The 21,916-nt window shown below is 61.9% G+C and carries 13 protein-coding genes and 2 pseudogenes; 5 read left to right on the top strand and 10 right to left on the bottom strand.

From position 1 onward, the window contains the following. Positions 1 to 87: 87 nt before the first annotated feature. Genes M1E05_RS12985 through M1E05_RS12975 form a run of 3 tightly spaced genes read right to left on the bottom strand, consistent with a single transcriptional unit; the run spans position 88 to position 10,714 of the window. Complete coding sequence (locus M1E05_RS12985; RefSeq protein ID WP_461163203.1) at positions 88 to 438, bottom strand: hypothetical protein; 351 nt, start codon at positions 436 to 438, stop codon at positions 88 to 90. Beyond that, positions 438 to 7,847, bottom strand: coding sequence for an RHS repeat-associated core domain-containing protein (locus M1E05_RS12980; protein ID WP_461163202.1), 7,410 nt, complete (start codon positions 7,845 to 7,847; stop codon positions 438 to 440). The genes M1E05_RS12985 and M1E05_RS12980 overlap by 1 nt, the downstream gene beginning before the upstream one ends. Next, positions 7,844 to 10,714 (bottom strand): LamG-like jellyroll fold domain-containing protein, encoded by a 2,871-nt coding sequence (locus tag M1E05_RS12975; protein WP_461163201.1) that lies wholly within the window; start codon positions 10,712 to 10,714, stop codon positions 7,844 to 7,846. The genes M1E05_RS12980 and M1E05_RS12975 overlap by 4 nt, the downstream gene beginning before the upstream one ends. Positions 10,715 to 11,190: 476 nt before the next feature. Between M1E05_RS12975 and M1E05_RS12970 the strand changes: the two genes are divergently transcribed. From M1E05_RS12970 to M1E05_RS12960, 3 genes are all read left to right on the top strand, one after another. Beyond that, the gene (locus M1E05_RS12970) at positions 11,191 to 11,724 is read left to right on the top strand and encodes a DUF1016 N-terminal domain-containing protein (protein ID WP_461165244.1); all 534 of its coding nucleotides are present in this window, start codon (positions 11,191 to 11,193) and stop codon (positions 11,722 to 11,724) included. Next, on the top strand, positions 11,694 to 12,167 hold the full coding sequence (locus M1E05_RS12965) for a PDDEXK nuclease domain-containing protein (protein ID WP_461163200.1): 474 nt from the start codon (positions 11,694 to 11,696) through the stop codon (positions 12,165 to 12,167). Before M1E05_RS12970 ends, M1E05_RS12965 begins: the two co-directional genes overlap by 31 nt. 317 nt (positions 12,168 to 12,484) lie before the next feature. Next, positions 12,485 to 13,219: a GAF and ANTAR domain-containing protein gene (locus tag M1E05_RS12960; protein WP_461163199.1), complete on the top strand. Its 735-nt coding sequence runs from the start codon at positions 12,485 to 12,487 to the stop codon at positions 13,217 to 13,219. Between the two features lie 443 nt (positions 13,220 to 13,662). Here M1E05_RS12960 and M1E05_RS12955 read toward each other — a convergent pair. Further along, positions 13,663 to 14,831 (bottom strand): annotated as a pseudogene (locus M1E05_RS12955) (IS30 family transposase). 562 nt (positions 14,832 to 15,393) lie between these two features. On the opposite strand from M1E05_RS12955, the gene M1E05_RS12950 reads away from it, so the two are divergent. Then, on the top strand, positions 15,394 to 15,726 hold the full coding sequence (locus M1E05_RS12950) for a hypothetical protein (protein WP_461163198.1): 333 nt from the start codon (positions 15,394 to 15,396) through the stop codon (positions 15,724 to 15,726). Between the two features lie 238 nt (positions 15,727 to 15,964). Here the strand turns inward: M1E05_RS12950 and M1E05_RS12945 are convergent, their stop codons facing one another. Beyond that, positions 15,965 to 16,336 carry a DUF7793 family protein gene (locus M1E05_RS12945; RefSeq protein WP_461163197.1) on the bottom strand — a complete coding sequence of 124 codons (372 nt, stop codon included), beginning with the start codon at positions 16,334 to 16,336 and terminating at the stop codon, positions 15,965 to 15,967. Between the two features lie 307 nt (positions 16,337 to 16,643). Between M1E05_RS12945 and M1E05_RS12940 the strand changes: the two genes are divergently transcribed. Next, positions 16,644 to 17,192, top strand: a complete 549-nt coding sequence (locus tag M1E05_RS12940; protein ID WP_461163196.1) for a hypothetical protein — start codon at positions 16,644 to 16,646, stop codon at positions 17,190 to 17,192. A 160-nt stretch (positions 17,193 to 17,352) separates the two neighbouring features. Here M1E05_RS12940 and M1E05_RS12935 read toward each other — a convergent pair whose 3' ends face one another. The 5 genes and pseudogenes from M1E05_RS12935 to M1E05_RS12915 form a co-directional block, all read right to left on the bottom strand. Continuing rightward, positions 17,353 to 17,742, bottom strand: coding sequence for a response regulator transcription factor (locus M1E05_RS12935; protein WP_461165243.1), 390 nt, complete (start codon positions 17,740 to 17,742; stop codon positions 17,353 to 17,355). 171 nt (positions 17,743 to 17,913) lie between these two features. Beyond that, positions 17,914 to 18,993: pseudogene (locus M1E05_RS12930) on the bottom strand (PP2C family protein-serine/threonine phosphatase); the annotation flags it as partial. Between the two features lie 158 nt (positions 18,994 to 19,151). Then, positions 19,152 to 19,604 carry an ATP-binding protein gene (locus M1E05_RS12925; protein ID WP_461163195.1) on the bottom strand — a complete coding sequence of 151 codons (453 nt, stop codon included), beginning with the start codon at positions 19,602 to 19,604 and terminating at the stop codon, positions 19,152 to 19,154. Then, positions 19,601 to 19,933, bottom strand: coding sequence for an STAS domain-containing protein (locus M1E05_RS12920; RefSeq protein WP_461165242.1), 333 nt, complete (start codon positions 19,931 to 19,933; stop codon positions 19,601 to 19,603). The genes M1E05_RS12925 and M1E05_RS12920 overlap by 4 nt, the downstream gene beginning before the upstream one ends. Next, on the bottom strand, positions 19,923 to 21,803 hold the full coding sequence (locus M1E05_RS12915; protein ID WP_461165241.1) for a glycosyltransferase: 1,881 nt from the start codon (positions 21,801 to 21,803) through the stop codon (positions 19,923 to 19,925). Before M1E05_RS12915 ends, M1E05_RS12920 begins: the two co-directional genes overlap by 11 nt. Positions 21,804 to 21,916: the final 113 nt, after the last annotated feature.

Here is a 21,916-nt window from a genome sequence, read left to right as displayed (position 1 = left end):
GCTCCCTTAAGCCACAGTTGTGGCGAAGGTTGTGAAAGCAATCTTCATTTTGAGCCAGTGAATCAGAAAATTCGTGCAGAGGACGCGTTATCTAAATTCAAGCATGTCGTCGATGGCGACGTGCAACCATGTCGAAAAATCCGCATACTCTTCGCGTCTCTCCCAACCTGGAGAGGCAAAGTCATGAACGATCGATACTTGTCCCGTTTCCAGGTCCCAACATGCCACATCGTCATTGTCTTCCCGGCGGGCGAAGGGAACCAACCTTCGCTGCGGATATCGTTCCTTCAGCCCAACGTAGCGGGTCCGAAGATTCTCTCCTGTTATGACCCACCACGGTTCCAGAGTCAGCAGGTCCAGTTCGATAAGCCGAAGGAACTCCGGGGGATAGTCAAAGCCCGGCGGTAGTTCTTCTCTTGCCAACAGCGCATTATCCATCAGTTTCCCGTCCATCCTGTGACTGACGATCCCGAAGGATATTTGCTCCTATAGATAGAGCCTTGCTTTCCAATCCGTAGTCTCACAGCGTCTCCCCAGGTCTCCGGGATCCCCTTCCTCGTCGTCAGTCTATTGGCTTGTATGGGCGATAGTTGTTCATCGAAACCCCTTATATTGGCTCGCACATTAATTCCTGCTCGGTGGGCCGCTAAGAGCCGTGTGTTATCGACTGTGGTCAACCCACCATCAGGCATCCTCACAGCGTCGATTGCTTCCCCACGCCAACCCTTGGCTTTCATGCTGTCTATGATTTCCGCAGCATCATTGACAGAAGTCTGGCTGAACCGGATCGATGAAGGTGGAACAGAAGCAGAGGGCGGCATGCTGACGCGCGCCAGATTGCTTTGTCCAAGGCTCTTGCTATATTCCGCGCTTTTAGCAGCGGCTTGTCGGGCGGCTGCGATGAGGCGGGGTGCCGCGGTGGTGGCGGCATTCCTCGTGGCAGTTGCGGCGTTCCCGATCCATCTCCCAAGGTATGGGGCTGCTTTGCCAGCGACGGCGCCTACGGCCCCGCCGAGGATTCCGCCGGCTGCGCCCCATCCTGCGGCTTGGGCCATTCCTGACCAGTATTCCTGTTGGCTGGGTGCTGGCTTGTTGCCCAGGGCCACATCGACGGCGTTTCCTGCAGCGTAACCGGCGGCGGCGCCGATGGCTCCTGCCGCTACTGCCACGCCTATTCCGCAAACTACGCTTGCAACGCAAGCGGTGGCGGCAGTGACAACGACTGCCGTGACGACCACGGCCGTTACGACGTTGGCGATTGTTCCAGCGTTGTCGTGGACCCATTTTCCGATGTCGCCCCAGGAGAAGAGACCTGAGGGGTCGGAATGGTTGATCGGGTCGTTGGCCGAGTAGGCATAAGGTGTGAAAGCGGCGGAGTTCTCTGTGTCCAGTAGGGGGTCCGGGGCGGTGAATACTCCGAGAACGGGGTCAAGGTCCCTAGCCCCAAGGTGGGTAAGGGCACTTGCGGTGTCCGCGAGACCGGCTATGTAGCCGTTGATGGCGCTGAATCCTGTGGGGTTGGCTGCGTTGGAACCTACCCCCGTAGCGGCTTTTGGCGCTACTGAGTATGCTCCTGAGCCGGTGGCGGTTTGGGTTGCTCCTCGGGCCAGTCCGGAGGGGTCGGTGAAACGGGAGACGGCCTTTGCAAGGGTTGCACCGTCAGTTGGTAAGACGACGGTTTGGGCGGTGTCTATGCCGTCGCTGACGAGGAACATGAGCTTAGATGCTCCGCCTGCTGCGGTGCGTTGTGCGACTGTTTTCCCGGCGAAGCTGTACGTGCAGGTCGCTGTTTTGACCCCTCCTGGGCTCGAATGGGCGGTGACTGAACCCAGCGTCACGGTCGTTCCGCTGCCGTCGACGAATCCGACGAGGTTTCCGCCAGCATCGTAGTATCTGGTGCCTGTGCTGCCGGCTGTTCCTGCGGCTGGGGCGGGCGGGGTGCCGGCCCCAGCGGATGGGTTGGGATTGGCGGGGAGGGTGGAGGTTCCGGTGCTTGTGGCGATGAGTCCGTCCGGTGTGTAGGCAAGGGTTTGCCCTGAACGCCCTGTCATCCGCCCGGCAGCATCCCAGGTAAACGTGGATGTGGTTGGTGCTCCGGAGGCGGGGGTGGAGGTGAGGCTTTGGAGCCGGTGCGGGCCGGGTTGTCCTGTGGCCGGGGGAAGGTAGTAGCCGGAGGTGTCTGCGAGGAGGTGGACGGTGCCGTTGGAGTTGTTGGTGAAGGAGACCGTTCCGTCCGCCCCGACGGGGGTGATGGCGAAGTTGGGTGTGGTTTGTCCTGCTACGAAGTTCACGTTTGAGGTGGACGGTTGGGGGGTTCCGCCGGCGTAGGCGGTGATGTTCCCGGCTGTGGTGGGGGCGGTGACAGTGATGTTCAGTGCGACGGCGGATACACCGGTGGCGGGGATACCTCCCTTGCCGGTGACTTTGAGCCTGACGGTCTGCCCGGCTCCGACCGGTCCGGTCACCCCGCCCGTTCCGTTGCGGGTATCGAGTTGGCGGAAAGGGGTTTTCGCGTCAAAGGCCCCCGGATCGGTGGGGGTACCGGCGAGGTAGTAGCCGGAGGTGTCTGCGAGGAGGTGGACGGTGCCGTTGGAGTTGTTGGTGAAGGAAACCGTTCCGTCCGCCCCGACGGGGGTGATGGCGAAGTTGGGTGTCGTTTCCCCTGCAACGAAGTTCACGTTCGAGGTGGACGGTTGCGGAGTGCCGCCGGCGTAGGCGGTGATGTTCCCCGCTGCGGTGGGGGCGGTCACGGTGATGTTCAGTGCCACGGCGGATACGCCGCTGGCGGGGATACCTCCCTTGCCGGTGACTTTGAGCCTGACGGTCTGCCCTGCTCCGACCGGTCCGGTGACCCCGCCGGTTCCGTTACGGGTATCCAGTTGGCGGAAAGGGGTTTTCGCATCAAAGGCCCCGGCAACGGTAGGGGTACCGGCGAGGAAGTAGCCGGAGGTGTCCGCGATGAGATGGACGGTGCCGTTGGAGTTGTTGGTAAAGGAAACCGTTCCGTCCGCCCCGACGGGGGTGATGGCGAAGTTGGGTGTCGTTTCCCCTGCAACGAAGTTCACGTTCGAGGTGGACGGTTGCGGAGTGCCGCCGGCGTAGGCCGTGATGTTCCCATCAGCAGTGGGGGCGGTCACGGTGATGTTCAGTGCCACGGCGGATACACCGGTGGCGGGGATACCTCCCTTGCCGGTGACTTTTAGCCTGACGGTCTGACCGGCTCCGACCGGCCCGGTGACCCCGCCTGTTCCGTTACGGGTATCCAGTTGGCGGAACGGCGTCTTCGCGACGAACGCCCCGGCTGCGGCCGGGCCTCCGGGGTAGGTGTAGTTTTCGGTGCTGGCCAGGGCACCTGCGGCGTCGAATCGTTTGACCTCGGAGCGGTCACCAGAGGGTGTGTAGCCGTAGGTCTGGGCATAGGGCGCCAGCCCCCCGAGCCCGGTCACCGATGTTGATGCCGGGGTCGGGATGCTGGAGCAGTTTTTGGCCGCGGGTGTCCAGACGGCTGCGAGCCGGGAGGCGTAGTCGTAGTTGTAGCACTGGTAATCAGCCGGTGCTCCCGGCCGGTTTGCGTAGGAGAGCTCCCGGGCAGTGAGTTTTCCAGACGGCGTGTAGGTGTAGCTGGTCGTGCCAAGGTCCGCGACGGCACCCTTGGCCCTGTTGGTCGCTGACTGGTTGGCCAACCGGCCGGTGGTGGCGTCCCAGGAGAAGTACTGCTCGTTAAGCCCGGTTGTGTCCGCCGTGGTGCTGTTGATGTTTCGGTCATACTGCTGGAACGTCGCAAGGTTGTTCAAATGGCTGTATTCGGTGCCACCGGCAATGGTGTCGCCATTCTGGTTAGCAATCGACGACGGGTTTTCGAAGGAGTCATAACCGAAGTTCAGCGTCTCTGCGGGCAGACCGCCAATGGCGGGGCTGACTTGAGTTTTGACGTTTCCGGTGCTGGTGTACGTCTGGGTGGTGGTGTAACTTCCCGCGTAATTCGTGATGGATGCGGGAAGCGTCGTCGTGGTGGTGCCGGGCAGGTAAGCGGCGTTGTACCCGGAGACGGCTGTGGTGACGGCCTGGTCGTAGTTCGGCCCGTTGTACCGCGTGGCGCTGCTGACTTGACCCTTCTTCTCACCGTCGTAGGTGATTGTCTGCAGTGTGCGTGTTGTCCCGCCAGCTGGCGTGACAATCGTTGCTGTTTTGCGGTCCAGGTTGTCGTAGGTGTAGGAGGTAACGGTGCCTAAGGTGTCGGTGGTGGAGGCAGCGCGTCCTGTCGTGTCGTAGGTGGTGGAGAGCGTGCCGGTGTCCGGGTCCGTGGCGGAAACCTGGCGGCCGGCCGGGTCGAAGGACCAGGTCCACTGGTTGGACGCTGTGTCTGTCATTGAGGTCATCTGGCCGAGGGCGTTGTACCCGTAGCTGGTGACATCCGGCGTTCCCGAGGCCACAGTGCCCTTGTAGAGCAGACGGCTGGTGACGTTGCCTTCGGTGTTGACGATGGTCCGCGTTGCCGGTTCGTTTCCCGGTCCGGTAGTGGTGGACGTGTCCACGCCTGTGTAGGTGATCCGGGTGGTCCAGAGTTCCTGGTTATCCATGGTCAGGGCCTTGACGGTGGTGATGCGCCCTGCACCGTCGTAGTCGTACTGATCCGAGGACGGGACGGCCACGTTCGGGACCATAAGGGTCCCGCCGGGGTTGGTGGAGTAGTAGTAGTCGTTGTTGACGAGTCTCTTCGCACCATTGTTGTTGTAAAACGTATCGGCGGCGATGGTGCCGCCCCCCGGTGAGGGCTTTTGTGTTTGGCGTACCCTGCCGAGCCCGTCATAGATCTCGTAGCTGCTGATGGCTTCGCCATTGCCGTTGATACTGGTGTGAATAACCGAGGAGGGTGCTGTCTGGGAGATGGTGTAGCCCGTAGCCTCGGTCGGAACTGCGTTGGTGGCTTTGGGCCGCATGGGGTCCCACACTCCGGTCACACGTCCCGAGGCGTCGTACTGGTAGCTTGTGACGTTGCCGTTTTCGTCCGTGCTGGTGACCTTGTTGCCCCGGATAGCTTCGAAGGCGGTGCTGGTCTTCCAGCCCAACGGGTTGGTGGTGGTAGCTGATGTTGGCAGCCCTGAGGAGGGCGTGTAGGCCACCGAAGTTGTCCGTGCCGTGCCTGTTGAGTTGTCCGTTGAACTGACCGGCCGACCGAGAGTGTCGTAGGAAGTGGATGGACCGGTCTGCCAGCTGGTGACTGTGGTTCCGGAGACAGCGGTGGCGATGTCGGTCCGGGCGGTGTTGCCAAGGGCTGGGGCCTGGTATCCACTGGCGCCCGGGACCGCTTCGGTCGATCCGTCGTAAAGGGTCCTGTTGGCTTTGAGAAGGTTTCCCGCAGGGGCGCCTGTACTGGTGCAAGGGCCGGCGTACGTGCTCGTGGTTGCGGGGAGGGCGAGCAGGTTGGCCCCGGGGTTGTCGGCGTAAGCGGTGACGGTGCAGGTTCCTGGGGAGCCGCCGGCTTCTCCGCTGTCGGAGACTGAGGTGGTCCGGCCTAGTCCGTCGAAGTAGTTCGTGCTGGTTGTGGTTCTGGTGCCGCCGGTGAGGCTGCTGGCCAGGATTTTCTTTTGTGATTTGGTGCCGATATGGCGGGCCTGGGCGGCAGGTGTGTTGGCGCTGCCTGTCGCCGTCGCCTCGGAGTACCAAGGCATTGTGATGGTGCTGCTTAGTCGAGGCCCGCTTTCGCCGAGGAATTTTTCGGTTTCGACAGCGGATCCGGCCAGCCATGGGGAATCGGTAATGATGCTGCCGTCCGAGAGGGTCACGCTTGAGGTTATGGCCCCGCTGCTGTTGGCCGGCGTCCCGTCGCGGCCGCGGAGATAGGTCGTGACCGCTGACGGGTTCTGACCGGAGGAGCCGTTACCGGAGATTGTTTTGACCTTGGCCCAGCCGGCGTTTACGGACCAGGTGATCTGGGATCCTCCTGCCCCTGCGACGTATTTGGGTCCGGCGTACTTCCAGGCAGGTGTGCCCTGGTACTCGTAGCGGCTGATCATGTCCAGGCTTCCGGAGCCGCCCGGGCCTGCGTTGGTGGACACTGAAGCGACCGGGTAGATGTGGAAGTAGTCCATCCTGGCGGGCTGGGCGATCGGGGTAGTCGGTGCCCACCATTGTGGGAAGCAACGCTTGGTGTTGGTTTCAGGGGATGCCGGAAGGTTGCTGGGTGAACATTCGGGTGCCTGGTAGGTGACGGCTATGGAGGCGCCCGTCACGGTCTTGATCGAGGAGATCCGGTAGCGGTCCAAGGGTGCGAGACCGTCCACGACCCAGACACGGTTCTGCAATGTCTGGCCACCGAAGACAACCGGCGGATCCGAGATGGCCCCTCCGACGCCTGTGGCTGTATTGGCTCCCTTATGGTCGATGGAACCAAGCCAGAGGGCAGGCTTGGTCAGGTCACCAGGGTCCGGCATCGAGTGGTGAAGGGTCCAGACGTCAACGTCCTGATACGCGGTCGGACTGGTTGCCGTCCGGGTGGTAACCGTGAGGAGTCGCTGGTCTGTGTAGAAGGTCGGTGAGTACACCGTGCAGGTCCCGGTGGACTGGCAGGCGAAGCCGGAGGGGATGTCATTGCCTGCTGAGCAGTCAACCCCGGTGCACCGCCCCGTGTAGGCCATTTCGACACGCAGGGGAGCTGCGCTGTCCAGTTCACTTCCGGTTCGCATACCGTAATCGACCCGGACGGGCCGGCTGGCACGGACATAGCTGAGCCTGGCCCCTGTTCCGGCTTGGGCTGAGTAGCTGTTGGTGTCCTGCGTGTAGTAGATGGCCTGGGAGTTGCCGTGAACGTCGACGACGTAGTCCAGGTTCCAGGCGTAGGCCTGTTGGCAGAGGGATGCGGCGAACGTTCCGGCGGCGCAGGGCTGGGATGCGTTGGCAGCACCAACAGGGACGGTGTCGGTTGAATTGGTGCTGGCTTTGCCCGCTGCCCAACCGGGCAGGTGGTTCCTTCCGAAGAAGTACTGTGTGCCGTTGACGTCGGTAAGTTTCCAGTAGCCGCCGTCAAAAGTGCCGTTGGAACCGGCGGCCGTGAGGTACTCGACACGGGTGTTGTCATCGTTTTGCAGCCGGAAAGTCGGGGTCAGTGCGTCCTTGTCCTTGATCACCGTACCGGAGCGGCCCCCGAAGGAGATGGTGAACTGCTGACCTGCCGGGGATCCGCAGAGGTCGTAGGAATCCGGTACCCCCTGGTCCATGCAGGAGCCGAATCTCTGGGTGATGGAGCCCGTCCCGGCCAGGGACCACCCGTCACCGACGACGGAGGCCTGGTTATTGGTGGCGCTGGTCAGCCCGTCGATCGAGGATGAGTCGTACGCCAACGCCAGGGACGGCGTCGGTCCGGCTGGTGCCTCCCGTGTGCTGAACGGGTAGCTCCACGTGAACGCACCGGTCTGGCCCGTGACGCCCCACGCCCCGGAGGATGCCCCGGGCAGCCCTGTGAAGTCGCCCGAGCCCTTCTCGTTTGCAGCCGGAGCCGCCATCGGCGCCCCACCGAAGACGGCGTTCTTGATAGTCAGCCCGTTCTTGGGGGTGGCTGCACTGGCTGGTTCGCCTTCGATGGTGGCGGGGCCGGTACCCTCCACCTTGCCCTGGGTCTTTGAGGGGTTCTCGCCGTTAAGGAACGGGCGGGGCGCCGCTGGTGTGGAGTCCCCGGACCAGGGACTGACGTCAACTGAAGTGACGTTGTCCGTTTTCGGTGGCGTCCAGTCCCTGGAAGCGTCAGTGACAATGGCGAACAGTCCCGCACCGGACACGGCAACGGCCGCGCCGACAGTAAGGACCAGTGTCCTGTAGCCGGTGATGCTTCGAAAGAATATCTTGCTCATTTCAGAACACCTGTCGTCTTGTTCCCGGCCGCGTCTTTGAAGGAGTCTTGAGCCAGAGTGAATTGCTCTTTTGTGAGGACCGCCTGTGTCATGACCGGATTCAGGATCTGCCCCTTGAACTGTCCAGACCCACCCGCTGCGGCTGCACCCAGCAGCACTGGCTGAGTGGAAGGGGAAGCTATGTGGGTCCCCGATGTTATGGCCGTGGTCCAGGTCGCCGTGAATCCGGTAGTGGTCGAGGTGATGCGAAGTTGCCGGTTGATCCTGTCGTAGACGGCAGAGACAAAAGTCCATTTGTTGGCCGGCAGCGCTTCGGGCTTCTGCACGAATTCGCGGCCGGCCCCGTTGGCTCCGGTCCACGTATTGAACTCGACGAACCCTCCCGGGTTCAGCCACAGTGCCGAGCCCTGGGAACCTGTCCCGGCCATCTGGGTAAGCATCGCCTGGATCCCGGTGGTGACAGGTGTAGTTGGGCAGAACCAGCCTGAGACACTGAAGCTTTGCGAGGTGTCCACGGCGCGTTCAACGGTGGTGGCGTAGTGCCCCGGAGCGCTGAACTGCAGCACCGTGCTGCGTTCAGGCGCGGTCGAGTCTGCGGGCAGGCCGCCCTGGCACGAAGTTGCTACAGGTACATGGTTGCTGGTCTCAATGTCCACCCACGACGCCCCGCCCAGGGTTGTAACCGGCAGGAGCTGCGAAGGAGCGGGGGCAGTGCTGCCCATATTGAACAGGTATGACACGGGGGCGCTTTTGACCTGGGTGTTGACGTTTCCTGCATGGTCGAAGGACCAGACCGTCAGCCTGCTGGTGTAGTCGGTGGCGCCGACCGTGACTGTCGCCGTCCGGCCATCGGCCGGGCATACCACGACGAACTCGTTGAACCTGCCATCGCAGGCGACGTTAGCCGCGAGTGTTGGAGCTGTGTCGCCGCGCGTAAGGGCGTACACGAATCCCTTGATCGCGAAGGCATCCGAATTGGTCAAACTGAAGGTGTAGGCGTTCTGCCCCACGACACCGGCCGGGTCAGTGTGGGCTGAGTCAAAGACCGCCGGAGGCGTAATGACCGGGGCCTTTGGGGGATTGGTATCGACGCTGAAGTCGTAGCGGACCTTCGATGAAACCGAACCGGCCTGGTCCGCTATCTGGAAGTCAACGAAGTACTTCCCCGTCGTGAGATCCGGATCACTGGACCAGTCTCCGGCCCAGCTTGCCGTACCGCCGCTGCCGGGAACATTGATAGGGCCCCTCTCCATGGACCATACCGGGGAGCCGTCCGGGCGTTTAACGGCGATCCACACCGCTATGGAACCGCCGGCATCCCCGTCGGGGTCCGAGGCATAAACGGAGAAGATCGGCCGGCCGAAGCGCGTGATTCCGTTCTGGACCCCAGGGGCCGGACAGTTCGCGGCGCAACCGGTCATGGCGGTGAGCTTCGGCGTACTGGGCGGGGTGTTATAGGTAACGATCATGGAAGCGTCGTTCCCGAAGCGCTTCCAACCCAGGGGATCACCTTCGTTCCCTGCCCTCAACATCACCGTCCACTGGCCGACAGTGGAGATGATGTTCTTCGCCGAGCCCATGTCGAATCCCACAGTCCCTGCCGGGCACGACGCGGAGTAGCCCATGGCTGCATTCCTGGAATCCGTCTTGGCGACCAGCCCTGGCTGGTTATTCCACGTCGTGGACGGGCTGACGCCACCGGTGACGTAGGAGTCCACCGCCGTGGCGGTGCAGGACGATGACCATTTCAAAGCGGTGTTCATCCGTGCGGCGAGGATCACCTTGCCGGACATCGGTTGGGTAGCGAACTGGTAGTAACCGCGTGTCGTGTGCGATACCCCGTCAGGGGCCCAGCTTGAGGGAAGGTACCCGACGTGGACCGTTGCGTCCGTGTATTGCCCGTTCCAATACGAAACGCCCGGATAGGCGCTATCGACGTACACGTATGAGGTCCTGATCACGCCCCAGTCCGGGTCCACGAACAACGGAAACTTCAGATCTGGTGTATTGAGAATCTCATCCATACCGAAGACTTGGGTCTGTTTCCCGTTCTCAGTCCCCAGGCTTAGCGCGAACGGCCTTGCAAGGCCGGAGCCACCCGGATCGGAGGCCGAGGCCCCTTCCTGGGATGAGTCCCACCACTGACCCTCAGCCGTGCGGAGTTCAACAGCACCGGTGTCCTTGCCGAGGGCAGAAAGCCCTCCGTCTCCGTCATCGCGAACGCTAACATTCTGGGCATCGAGCTGGATGCGCATTGCAACCACCCGCGGGTCCTTGGCCGCCTCAGGTGTTGCGATTTTCAGGACCTGGGACACGCCGGTTCTGTGGGCGATCTGGATCAGGTCAACGCCCGGAAGAACCGACGGGTAGGTCGCGGTATCGCCCTCGACTCTGGGCTCGGGCAAGGGACCGAAGGGCCACGTCTGCTTGATTGAGTGCCCGCGGCCGTTATCAAGGGTGGCCATCGTGGTGGAGGATTTGGCGCCGAGGCTCACTCCCACCGGCACCATTTTGGGAGCCAGGACCTTCACGCCGGCCTGGTCCTTCCAGACAAGATCAGTGGAGATATCCTCCCAACCGTTGCCGGACTGCATCCGGACCGGTTCGTTGCTGATGGTCCTGGTGAACGTGCCATCCGGATGGGCCACCGTTTGCTCGGTCGGAGTTGTCGCGGACTCGACAACAACATCGGCTCCCTCGGAGGACGCTTGGTCGCTGGCGATGTCCTCCGCCGTCAACGCTCCCATGAGGGGAACATTTCCCGAGGGTGCAGCCGTGGAGGCGGCAGGAACAGCCGCGGTCACGAGACCGGCGGCGAGGATCACGGAACAGAACGCGCTCAAGGGCGAGGAGAGGGGATTTCCCACGTGAGAACTTTCCAGAAGAAGGGAAGTGTGCGGGGTTCCCAATAAAGTCCGTTTACCCATTACACGGAATATCTGAGAGAAAGCTACACGGCATTTGGGCATGCGCGCAACAGCAAATTCGTGACGAAAAAATGTTACAAATCTGCATCAATACACGGAAATTAGTCAGTTTCCTTAGGGTTTATCGGCCGGGTCGGAACGGCAAAAGAACTCACCAATACAAATTCCGCTTGTGAGGATCCGCCAAGCCCTGTCGGTCGACAGGACGATACCGAAAGTTGTATCTGTGACGGGCTTTTGTGGCGGGAGTTTTGGGATAACAAATGGCACGGTCAGGTTACGCAGGACTCCACGGGTCCCGAAGGTTGGGGAGCGTCCCAACGTGGCGGCCCACGTCCAAGGAAATGGGACGGCCGAGTTGCGGGACGTTGATGCAGGTACCTGTCTGTCCTGCTGGATAGGATCGAGGGCATGGCATCCACCCGAGATCTTGCGCTCCCGTCGGCTACACTGACCTGCTCGGCGAGCTCAAGAATCAGGTTCGGGCCGCGCGCACTGCGGCACTGCGGACAGTCAACACACAGCTCATCGAGCTGTACTGGTCCATCGGCCGGGCGATCCTGGAACGTCAGGAGGTCGAGAGGTGGGGGAGCGGGGTCATCGGAAGGCTAGCGGATGATCTCAGGGCGCAGTTCCCCGAGATGAAAGGCCTTTCGCGTTCAAATCGTTTCTACATGCGTGGGTTCGCCGCAGCTTGGCCCGACTCAATTGTCCAACAGCCTGTTGGACAATTGCCCTGGGGCCACATCACCGTGCTGCTGGATAAGCTCGACCGCCCGGATGACCGAACAAAACGCTGGGGCGCACCGGGGCGGCACCCTCGAACTTTGTCCAACGGCTTGTTGGACCAGACTCGGAACTCGCACAGCAAGTCGCCAAAGACCCCTACAACTTCGAGTTCCTGGGCCTGTCCGGCGAAGTGGCTGAGCGCGACCTGGAGAACGCCCTGACCAGCAGAATCACCGAAACGCTGCGTGAACTCGGCCCGGGCTTCTCCTTCGTCGGCCGGCAGGTGCACTTCGACGTCGACGGCGACGACTTTTATGTCGACATGCTATTTTTCAACATTGACCAGTCCCGGTACGTCGTTGTTGAGCTCAAGACTGGAAAGTTTCAGCCCGAATGGGCAGGAAAACTCAACTTCTACGTCGCGCTTGTAGATGACATGCTCCGACGCGAGCACCACAACGAAACCATCGGCATCCTGATCTGCGGCACCAAGAACGACCGCAGCGTCAGGTACAGCCTGGGGCGATCCATTTCGCCCATGGCGGTGGCCGCGTACACCTACGACAAACTTCCCCCGGCTGAACAAAAAGCCCTTCCCGACGAAGGACATCTGGTCGCGGCACTTGAATGGGCCGAACCTGAGACGAATATCGCTGCCGATTGATCCGTCACGATCCTGGGAGAGGTATCCGCAGATAGTGTCCCATGTCCAAGGATGTGGGATATGCCCAAATCAGGGTAAAGAGCTCGTCGGCCGGCATCGGACCCTAACCATCAATGCCATGACGATCAGGCGAGATGCCGAAGGCTCCGCCTATTCGGATCTGAGCTGCTTCCGCTGCAACTTTGTCGGCCCTCATTGGGCGAGTGGGCAGCGCGAGAGGGAAGATGCCTTTGCTTGCCGTCGTTGTTTCGCCGTCTTCACAGATGACAGATCACCTGCTCATTGTGGCTTGGATGCCGCTCCCATAGATTGACCTCATGGACACGCCCGAGGAAATGGACGATTTCGAGCGGCTGCAGGATCTGGTCGCAGAGATGGGCGACATTAAGGGTTTTCTTGATGGCATGACAGGCTTGGCTGCTGACGCCTTGACCCGTGGATCCGGGACAAGAATTGAGTGCGCAGTGACTCTCAAGCGCCGAAAGCGCTCCAATACGATCGCTGGAAGCAGTGATGACGCGATCATCCTGGACGGTATCGAGCAGCGCCTAGGTGACGGTCCATGCCTTCAGGCGCTCCGTACCGGAACGCCCGTGCTGCTGGGAGATGTGTCCTCCGATCCGCGCTGGTCCCAATTCGCCCAGGAGCTAGCGGACAAGGACTTCCGCAGCGCCTTGGGCGTGCCATTGGATCTGGGTGGTAACGCTTCGGCGTTGTTGAATTTCTTCGCCGTTGATACGGGCATCTTCAACGAGGACATAGTGGCCGAAGCCCAGCGCTTCGCCGACGTTGCCGGCCGCGCCTTGCGCCTGGGCGTACGGATCGCCGCTGCAGAACTCAAGGCCCAGGACCTGAGCGCCGCCCTGGACTCGAGGACAGTCATTGACCTGGCCCGCGGCGTCATCATGGCGCAGAACCGCTGTACAGCCGATGAGGCATTTGAAATTCTTCGACGGGTTTCAAGCAACCGGAACGAGAAGCTGCACGACGTTGCCGGGGGAGTCATATCAGGCATCACAGGGACCACCGGGAAAACCCATTTCGAGCCATGACCTATCTTCACTGACTGAATCGAGTGGCTCTGGTGGTCATCAGGGCCCACTCGGTCCTTCAAACAGATGATGGCAGGACGGGGCACGTCCAGCAACACGGTTGGAGATGCGCTCCCGGGTGAGGCACCGGGATTGTCCGGAAGGAAGCTAATGCACGCTGGAAACCTGTCCATTACTGGGTGACCGGCTCTTGAGTGCCCTGCATATGCTGGCTAAAGAAGGTCCGCCGAAAATTGGGGGAATCGACGGACCTTCCGATGGCACGCTACAGGCATGGAATTTGGACTGCGAGTGGACGAAAGCCAAGCGTTCGCCACGGCCTGACGAGGCTGACGAAGTTGAGTGGGTTCCAGCGACCGGTGTCCCCTCCGCTGAAGCGTCCCAATTCCAAGGAAATGGGACGGACGGGAGTGGAGCGTTTAGGGCACGGCGGATTCATGCGGTCATTGCAACAGGAGTCCTTCGATCAGTTTGATCGGTTTTTTGAACTCTAGTCGTTTGCGTGGCCGGTCGTTGAGTTCCTGGGCGACCCAGTCGAGGTCTTCGGCGCTGTGGATGCTCAGGTCGGTGCCCTTGGGGAAGTACTGGCGCAGCAGGCCGTTGGTGTTTTCGTTGATGCCGCGTTGCCAGGGTGAGTGCGGGTCGCAGAAGTAGATGTCGATGCCGGTGTCCATTTTCACGCTCTTCCAGGCCGGCATTTCGATGCCCTGGTCCCAGGTGAGGGAATGCCTCAGTGCTTCGGGGAGTGTCTTGATCTTCGCTGCCAGGGCGTCCCGCATTTGTTCTGCTTTATAGCCATCGGGCAGATGAACGAGCATCGTGTAGCTGGTGGTTCTCTCCACGAGGGTCCCGATCGCGGACTGGTTGCCTTTGCCGATGATGAGGTCACCCTCCCAATGCCCTGGCACTGCACGGTCCTGAACCTCGGGGGGACGTTCGGAGATATTGATCATCCCCGGGATCCGGTTCTTCCGCTGGCCGGCCTTCCTGCAGGGCTGCCTGAGTGCAGTCCGGTGCGTAAACACGCGGCCAGATCACGGTTCAGGGCTCCGCGGGACTGAACGTAGAGGGACTGGTAAATGGTCTCTGGTGACACCCGCATCTCCGGCTCATCGGGAAACTCGACCCGCAGTCGTCCTGCGATCTGCTCAGGCGAGTACTTCTTTTGCAGATCCTCTTCCACCTTCGCACGCAACACCGGGTTCGTGTGCAGTTTCGCCGGTTTGGGCCGCGAAGCGCGCTCATACGCCAGTGCGTGAGCCGAGGTCGCCCGGTAGGGCAACCCGCCCACCGAATTACGCCGAAGCTCCCTGGACACCGTCGAGGCAGACCTGCCGATCACTGCCCCGATCCGGCGCAACGAATGTCCCTGGCCGCGCAACACCGCGATCTCTTCACGCTGGGCAAAGCTCAGGCACCTGCCCTTCAAATCCCGGCCGCGGCGTGGCCTGACACCGCCCGCCTCGGACAGGACCCGGCGCCCGGTCCGCCTGTTCGAATTGATCGGCACAACAGCATCGGTGATGAAATCACCAGCCTGCATCCCAGCCCAAAACAGCTGCAGAAGATCCGGTCTTACGTAAATCGAATACCGCGCCATGACAACACCCATCCGCTAAGTGTTGCAATCACCGCAAGAACCCAAGGCACCTTCACCGGGCACATCCTTCAGGTTAAGCAGACCGTTACTGCGCGTGATGAAACTGGCACAGCACAGCGCTGGATCGTAAAACGCCGACGAGACGTGTTCACACTCGCGTCGACATAAGAAACAGGTGCTGCGAAACTCCCATAGAGCGTTCCCTGAGCGTGCCGTGCCTACGCTGGGAAGGCATCTGCAAGACGACACGCGCCAGAGGCCTCGGTGAAGCTACCTCGATCCCGATGGATGAATAGCATGAGGTGTGACTGCGCTCAGCGGAGGGTCAAAGGTGGTCAGGTGCCGAACGGTAGTCCTGCTCGGTCTCTCTCTATTCGCGACGTCTTGCGCTGGAATGGGTCCTGAAGGCCCGGGCGCCGAAGGCAGCCCCGCGCCCACGCGTCAGGCGAACCCTGCACTTCCCACTGGCCCACCGGTCAGTCCAGAAGCTTCGCCTGCGGGTGGAGGTATCGCTCACGCGGCCAGCACACTGAGTGGGGAGCTGGCTGGCGATCCTCGATTTGCCTCAGTCGAAGTGACAGGCCAGAACCGGATTCTTGTTTATTGGCATGGTCCGGTGGACTCGAAGCTTAGAGACCTAATCAGCCAGTTTCCGAATGTCGACGTTGCAGTCATCTCAGCCCCCTGTTCTCCAGGCAAGCTTAACGATTTTGCCAGCGAGCTGCTGGCCTCAGACCCGGCTGTGAACATTACCTCGGTATCGCCGGACGGGTCGCAGCTCACAATCACGCTGGATGAATCGGCCAAGGGAGTATCGGACGTTGCAGGCCTGGAGCGCAAGTACTCAGAGACAGTTGGCTGCCCGGTCAAAGTGGAATTCGGTGGTGTGACCCCAGCTGGCAGTTAATCCGCATTCGATACTGAACGCATAGCTGACGCCCGACTGCGACCAGATAACCAGCACCAGCGAACGCGAGCAGCAACGGCAGAGGGAGGCCATCGCACGCATCTTCGGCAGGAGCTAGGCGGGCGCGACGTTACGGGCCTTTGGTGCAAACTGACGTCCGTGCGACGGAGGAGTGCCCCACATTGAGTGTCCCGGTTCTAAGGAAGTGGGACGCCATCCTCAGCTCTTGTTGATTGCCTCAGCCCTGGGTCAGCCAGAGCATCGCGTCGTTCCTGGAGGTGAAGAATCGCGTGGGACATGGCGGGATGTGGACACCAAGGAAGAAGTTTGCCAGGACCCGGTCAACGGGGCTGGTCCCAAGCAGCGCGATCCGGGACGCCGCACAGGGGATAGAGAAAACAGCACGTGCATGACGATGAACGGACTCCGTGGTTGCCATGTCGACCAGCATCGGATATTCCGACCCGTTGCCGACCACATTAACCGCAGCCATAGCCGCATGGGCGTCGACGGCCTCAATGTGCACTTTGGCGTTCCATACGAGGTGAATTATCCCGTCGGCCCCGAGCTTGACGGTACCTTTGCCGCCCTCGACCGTTAAGGCTTCCACTGCCCCTCCTAATTGCGCCTGCACCGCTCACATATCGGGGACGAGGCCCGTCCGGCCGATTTCCGGTCCTACACAATGCTTACAGGGGAGACGGCAGAAGGAACCGTTCTTGGGAAATCCTTAGTCAACCCTTCGGTGATGCTGCGGAAGGGCCGGGAAATCGGGACTTGTTTAGGCCTGATCGTCGCTGTACCAGCCCGGAGGTGCGAGTCCTCCACGGATCTCAGCAACTGAATGTTTGGTGCGCCCGCACATGGCCTTCGGGTATCGTCGTGCGGGATTGCTTCCGACAGGAGGGTAGGGCCCAATGGGCAAGAAGATGCGGCCGGATCACCACGACGACGCCTATCGGGCTTTCCAGGCTCAACGCTGGGCCTACGAAGCGGAGCTGGAGGAACTCACGGGAGAACGCGGAGCGATATCCTCCCGGTCCGGGAGAAGCGAAGGGGCCGGGACGGACACATTCCCGCCAAACTCGAATCCAGGGCGACGGCCAAAGAAGACTTCCCGACGACCTTCCCGCTCGGGGGCGCCTGTAAAGGAAAAGAACCGTGCCATCTGCCCGGTTTGCGGGGCGGCGGTGGGTGAGTCGTGTTTCGTGCTCACGGATAAGGTGTTCAGGGAGCTGTCCAAGACACACACATCGCAGCAGGCGAATACACCTCGGCAGCAGACTGCACGGCCCGTTCCGAAGGCTCAGATCCGAGACCAAGGCCCTATCGAAAATCGCGGCATCGAGGAACGTCAGGCCGCACCTGCTCCGCAGCCCCGCACCAACCCACGCGTACTCTTCGGCGGACCTGCTAAATCCATGGATGAGATGCGGCAGCGGCGCCGTATCGACAACGGCTTGTAAAGCGCCGAGACGCTGTGGGAAACCTCTGGGATCAAAGGTCTGACGCGAGGGGCTTAGTCGGGTTTCGTTCAGACCACGCGTTCGCCCTGGCAGGTCTTACACTCTCTACGGCCACCGATGTGGCCGTTGCATTGTCCCGATTCCTAGATGTGGGACGGTCTTACTTGCGCCGGCCTAACGGTCGTTCAGGCGATGGCGGCGCCGGCAGAGCCGATGAGCTATTGGCCGTGCGTTGGGTTTCTGCCAGCGGAGCGTGTTGGGGCTGTGGTGGGCAGAGTCGCTGCACAAGTTCCCGGAGCTGGTGGGGGCGGAATGGTTTGGTGAGGTACGCGTCGGCGCCGGAGGCCACGCCGTTGAGTTCGTCTCCGGGTTCGGCCCATGCAGTGATCATGATGATCGGTGCCGTTGAGAGTGCCCGGAGGTGGTGTGCCACGTCCAGTCCGTTGACGTCCGGCAGGCCCAGGTCCAGGGTGATGAGGTCGAGATCAAGTGTTTCCGCTGCCCGGAGCCCTGCGGCGCCGGTGGCTTCGGCGTGCACGGTGAAGCCCATCCCTGTCAGGAGCGTGGAGAGCAGGTCCCGGATGTCCTCGTCGTCCTCGATGACGAGGCAAACGCGGGAATTCATCTCGTGAGGCGGTGCGAAACGGGGCGGCAATGCCAGGGGGCTTGCCGCGATGTCTGCCGGGACGGCCGTGCCCCGGACGGTGTGACTGGCCGCGTTCCGTCGGATGACGACGGCGGTGACGTCGTCCTGTGCGGATTCGGCCGGGGCCAGGCGCATCAGGGCGGCACATGCTTCGTCGGCGTCGGAATGCCGGGAGGTGGCGTGCCGCACGGCCTCGGTGAAGTCCTCCACTGTGGAAAAGGCGTCGAGCACGCCGTCGCTGACGACTACTAGCGAATCGCCGGGGGCCAGCGTCAGGTCCGCTACTGTCCATGCTGCGTCCGCCCAGGCACCTACCGGGGGGCCGGAAGCCGGTAGCCTTTGAGCGGTCCCGTTTGCCGTGAGGTGGAGGGCAAGGCCATGGCCGGCATCGACATAGCTGACGGTGCCCGTACGGGAATCCAGGCGGGCATGGAACATTGTGGTGAAGGACCCGGAGAGGGCCAGGTCCGCGGCGATGGACCGACTCGCAGCCTCGAAGGCGCTGCTCAAATCCGGTTCATAGCGCACTGAACGCATCACGGCCCGGACGGTGGCGGCGACGAGCGCGGCGCCGATCCCCTTGCCCATGGCGTCGGCGAATGTCAGGTGCAGCCCCTCCGCGGTCTCGTACCAGTCGTAGAAGTCTCCGCCCACGCTGCGGGAAGGGCGGAAGGCGCCGGAGATCTCGTAGCCGGTCAGCTGCACTTCTACCCGGGGCAGCAGGCTTTGTTGGACGTGGGCCGCCCGGTCAAGTTCCTGTTGGGCGGCAGGATCGGCTGCGGGAGTGCGTGTCCGGCGGAAGAGGGCATTGATCCGCGCCTGGAGTTCGCGTGGACTGAAGGGTTTGTTGAGGTATTCATCGGCGCCATTGTCCAGGCCCCGGAGCTTGTCCAGTTCGTCATTCCTCGCGGTGAGCATGATGATGAACGCGTCCGAGAACTCGCGCAGCCGCCTGCAGACTTCCATGCCGTCCATGTCGGGAAGGCCCAGGTCCAGCGTGACCAGTTCGGGTTTTCCCGTCCGGACTGCCTCGATTCCCGGCAGCCCGGAGGCCGCTGCGGTGACGTGGAAGCCCTGCTTGGCAAGGACGCTGACCAGCAGGCCGCGGATGTCCGCATCGTCCTCGATCACGACGGCCCGTCTCAGTTCAGACATGGATGGCCTCTTCTCCCGTTAAAGTGTATTGACAAATATGTCATATCCCGAAGGAATCCGCGCTCGGACTGCTGATCTGGATTGGATGGATTGTCCGTCTATCACGTGGAGGCTGTGCGCCATCATCATCTGCAGAGGGCGGGGAGCCCCCGAACCCGTCAGTGAGGGTATTGGTCCTCCGGTTTGTCAGTCGGGGTACGGGTTCGGCTGAGTTTCCAGAAGTTGTCTCCGTTGCGCCGTTCGTAGGTGAGGACGTCTACTGCGGCTTTGGCCATGGCCAGGCCGCGACCGGTTTCGGCGAACGCGTCCGGCATGCAGACGGCGCCGATGTCGACATTGGCGGTGACTCCGTCGTCCTTGAAGTGTGCGTCCAGACGGTCCGGGTAGACCTCGAGGATGAGGTTGCAGTTGACGAGTCCCTCCTCCGTGCTGTGCTGGACGATGTTGGCCGCGATTTCGATGACGGCGGTCTCAAACATCATTCGGTCCACTTCGGATACGTCCGTTGAGGTGGCCCACATGTCCGCCAGCAGGTTATGGACCTTGCCCAGGCATTCCGGGTCGGTGCAGGCGTGCAGTTCGTGGACCTGCAGGCGTCCGTCCGCGCTCACCGGAAGCACTCTTCCACGGTCTCGTGAGGGTGGAGGATCTGGTCCAGGTTCGTCAGTTGCAGCACGGTCAGGACCTGGGCCTGGGCGCGGGCGATGCGCAGGTCCCCGCCGGCGGCGCGTGCGGTCTTCAGTCCCGCGATCAGGGCTCCTAGTCCGGAGGAGTCCATGAAGTCTGTGTCCGCGAGGTCCACCACCAGGTGGGAGCGGCCGTCCTGACGGACAAGGTGGGCCACCAGATCCCGCAGCTTGGGGGCGGCGACCATGTTCAGGCGGCCGCTGGTGCGGATCACGGCCCCGTCGCCGTCGGACAGTTCGACGTCAAAGTCCATCATTTACCTCTTTCGTTCCGGTGAATCCTTGGTAAAGGGCGGCGCGGATGATCACGCTGAGGAGCACAAGGTCAAAGATTACCCAGGCGATGTTTACGAGGGTACCGGCGGGTGCGCCGAGTCCGGTGAACATTCTCACGAGCCCGGTGATGGCGGCAATGACCAGGGCTGTGATTGCTGCGAGCTGGGGTCGGATGAGGGACCAGGGCGGACCGTTGCCCTGGCGGGTTTTGGGTGTGACGGCGAATCCGAGGTCGCGGCCGAAGAGGACGTTGGCTGCCGCCGTCGTGCAGGCTTTGATCCAGATGGGGAAGAGGGCAATGCTGTACTGCTGTCCGCGCCAGGTTTTTCTGCCACGGGCGGCAACGAAGAACAGGAGCTGGTTCGCGACCAGGAACGGAATCAACCTGGCGAAGAAGTCAACGCTGAACGCATCCACCGGCAGTACTCCGAAGCACAGGAAGATGATGGGGGCTGCGATGTAGACGACCGCGGCAAATCCCGAGAGGTAGCTCCACATCGTGGAGAAGTACATCAGTCGCTGCCCGGCGCTGAGCCCCTTTTGCAGGAGGGGATTTTCGCGGAGGAACACCTGCATGGTGCCCTGGGCCCAGCGCAGCCTCTGGGTCAGCATGGTGCGCAGGTCCTCTGGGGCGAGGCCTTTGGCCATGATTTCGTGGTGGTAGACGCTCTCCCAGCCTTGGGCGTGGAGCCGCATGCAGGTCGCCATGTCTTCGGTCACTGAATTAGTGGCCAGCGGCATGACGGGAATGGCTTCGCCAGAGCGGTCGACGTCCAGGGCCTGGACCATTTTCCGCACTGATTTTATGGCCCCGATGGGTGACCAGTCCCGTTGCGCCAGGCGGTCGATGGCATCGTCGTCGACGAAGCCGGCGGTCCTGCCGTCCCCGGAGAGGCGGGCGATCTCGTCCAGGTCTGCCTGCAGGGAGGCGACGTCGACCGCGACGATGCTCCGCGCGGCAGCGTCGACCTTTCGCTGGAAGTCATAGGTGATATTCGCGACCGGTTTATTCTCGTGCAGTTCCTTCCGCGCGTCGCGGACAGCGAGGCCGACGTCGTCCAATGCCTGGGCCACGTGGGCGCCGGTGACGGCATGTTCGCTGCGTGCCTTGGTAATGACCTTGTCGGCGGCTTTCAGGGTCTGCTGGACTGTGGTCCGGACACCTTGGACGTAGCCTGTGATTCCGATCTGCATGAGGGCTTCGCGCCGGATCATGGCGTTGGAGCCGCAGAAGAACGCAGCGTTCCAGCCGTCCTTGCCTTGCTGGATGGGCCCATAGAACAGGGGTGCCTGGCTTCCGAGGATGTCGTCGTCGGTGACGTTGGAGAACCATTGCGGCGTCTGGACGAGGGCGACCTTTTCGTTGTTGAAGTGCCCCAGCATGCTGCCCACAATTCCCGGCTCCGGGACTTGGTCCGCGTCCAGGATGAGCAGGAACTCGCCCTCTGTAGCGGTCAGGGCGTTGTTGAGGTTGCCGGCCTTGGCATGCCTGGGAAGGTTCTTCCAATCCGGGGACCGGGTGATGTAGCCAATGCCGGCGTCTTCAGCAGCCTGCTTCATTGCCGGACGGGCCCCGTCATCCAGAATCCAGGTCTGGTGTGGGTAACTGATGCGCCGGGCGGCCAGGGCCGTGGTCATGACTAGGTCGGTAGGCTCGTTGTAGGTGGTGATGAAGACGTCTACAGTGAGGCCCTCGGGCGGGGCAGGCGGGGTGTCGCGGACCCGCAGCTTCCACATGGTGAGCCCGAAGAGGAAGGCGTCGATGAGGCTGTAGGTTTCGACCATGACCAGCGGCACGCTGATCCATGCTGCGGACCAGTTCACCGAGAACAACCAGCGCCACACCATGTAATTCACGCCCAGAATCAGGGTCAGTACGGTGAGGACCCGGACAATGAGTTGGTGGTTCAACGGTGCGGCCTTTCAAGCTTTGGTTCCGGTTATCGCCCCGCACCTGCTGC

It is taken from the genome of Arthrobacter sp. R4-81 (assembly GCF_054792365.1).
Note: the sequence above shows the minus strand (reverse complement) of the source record. Positions and strands in the feature narration are given on the sequence as shown.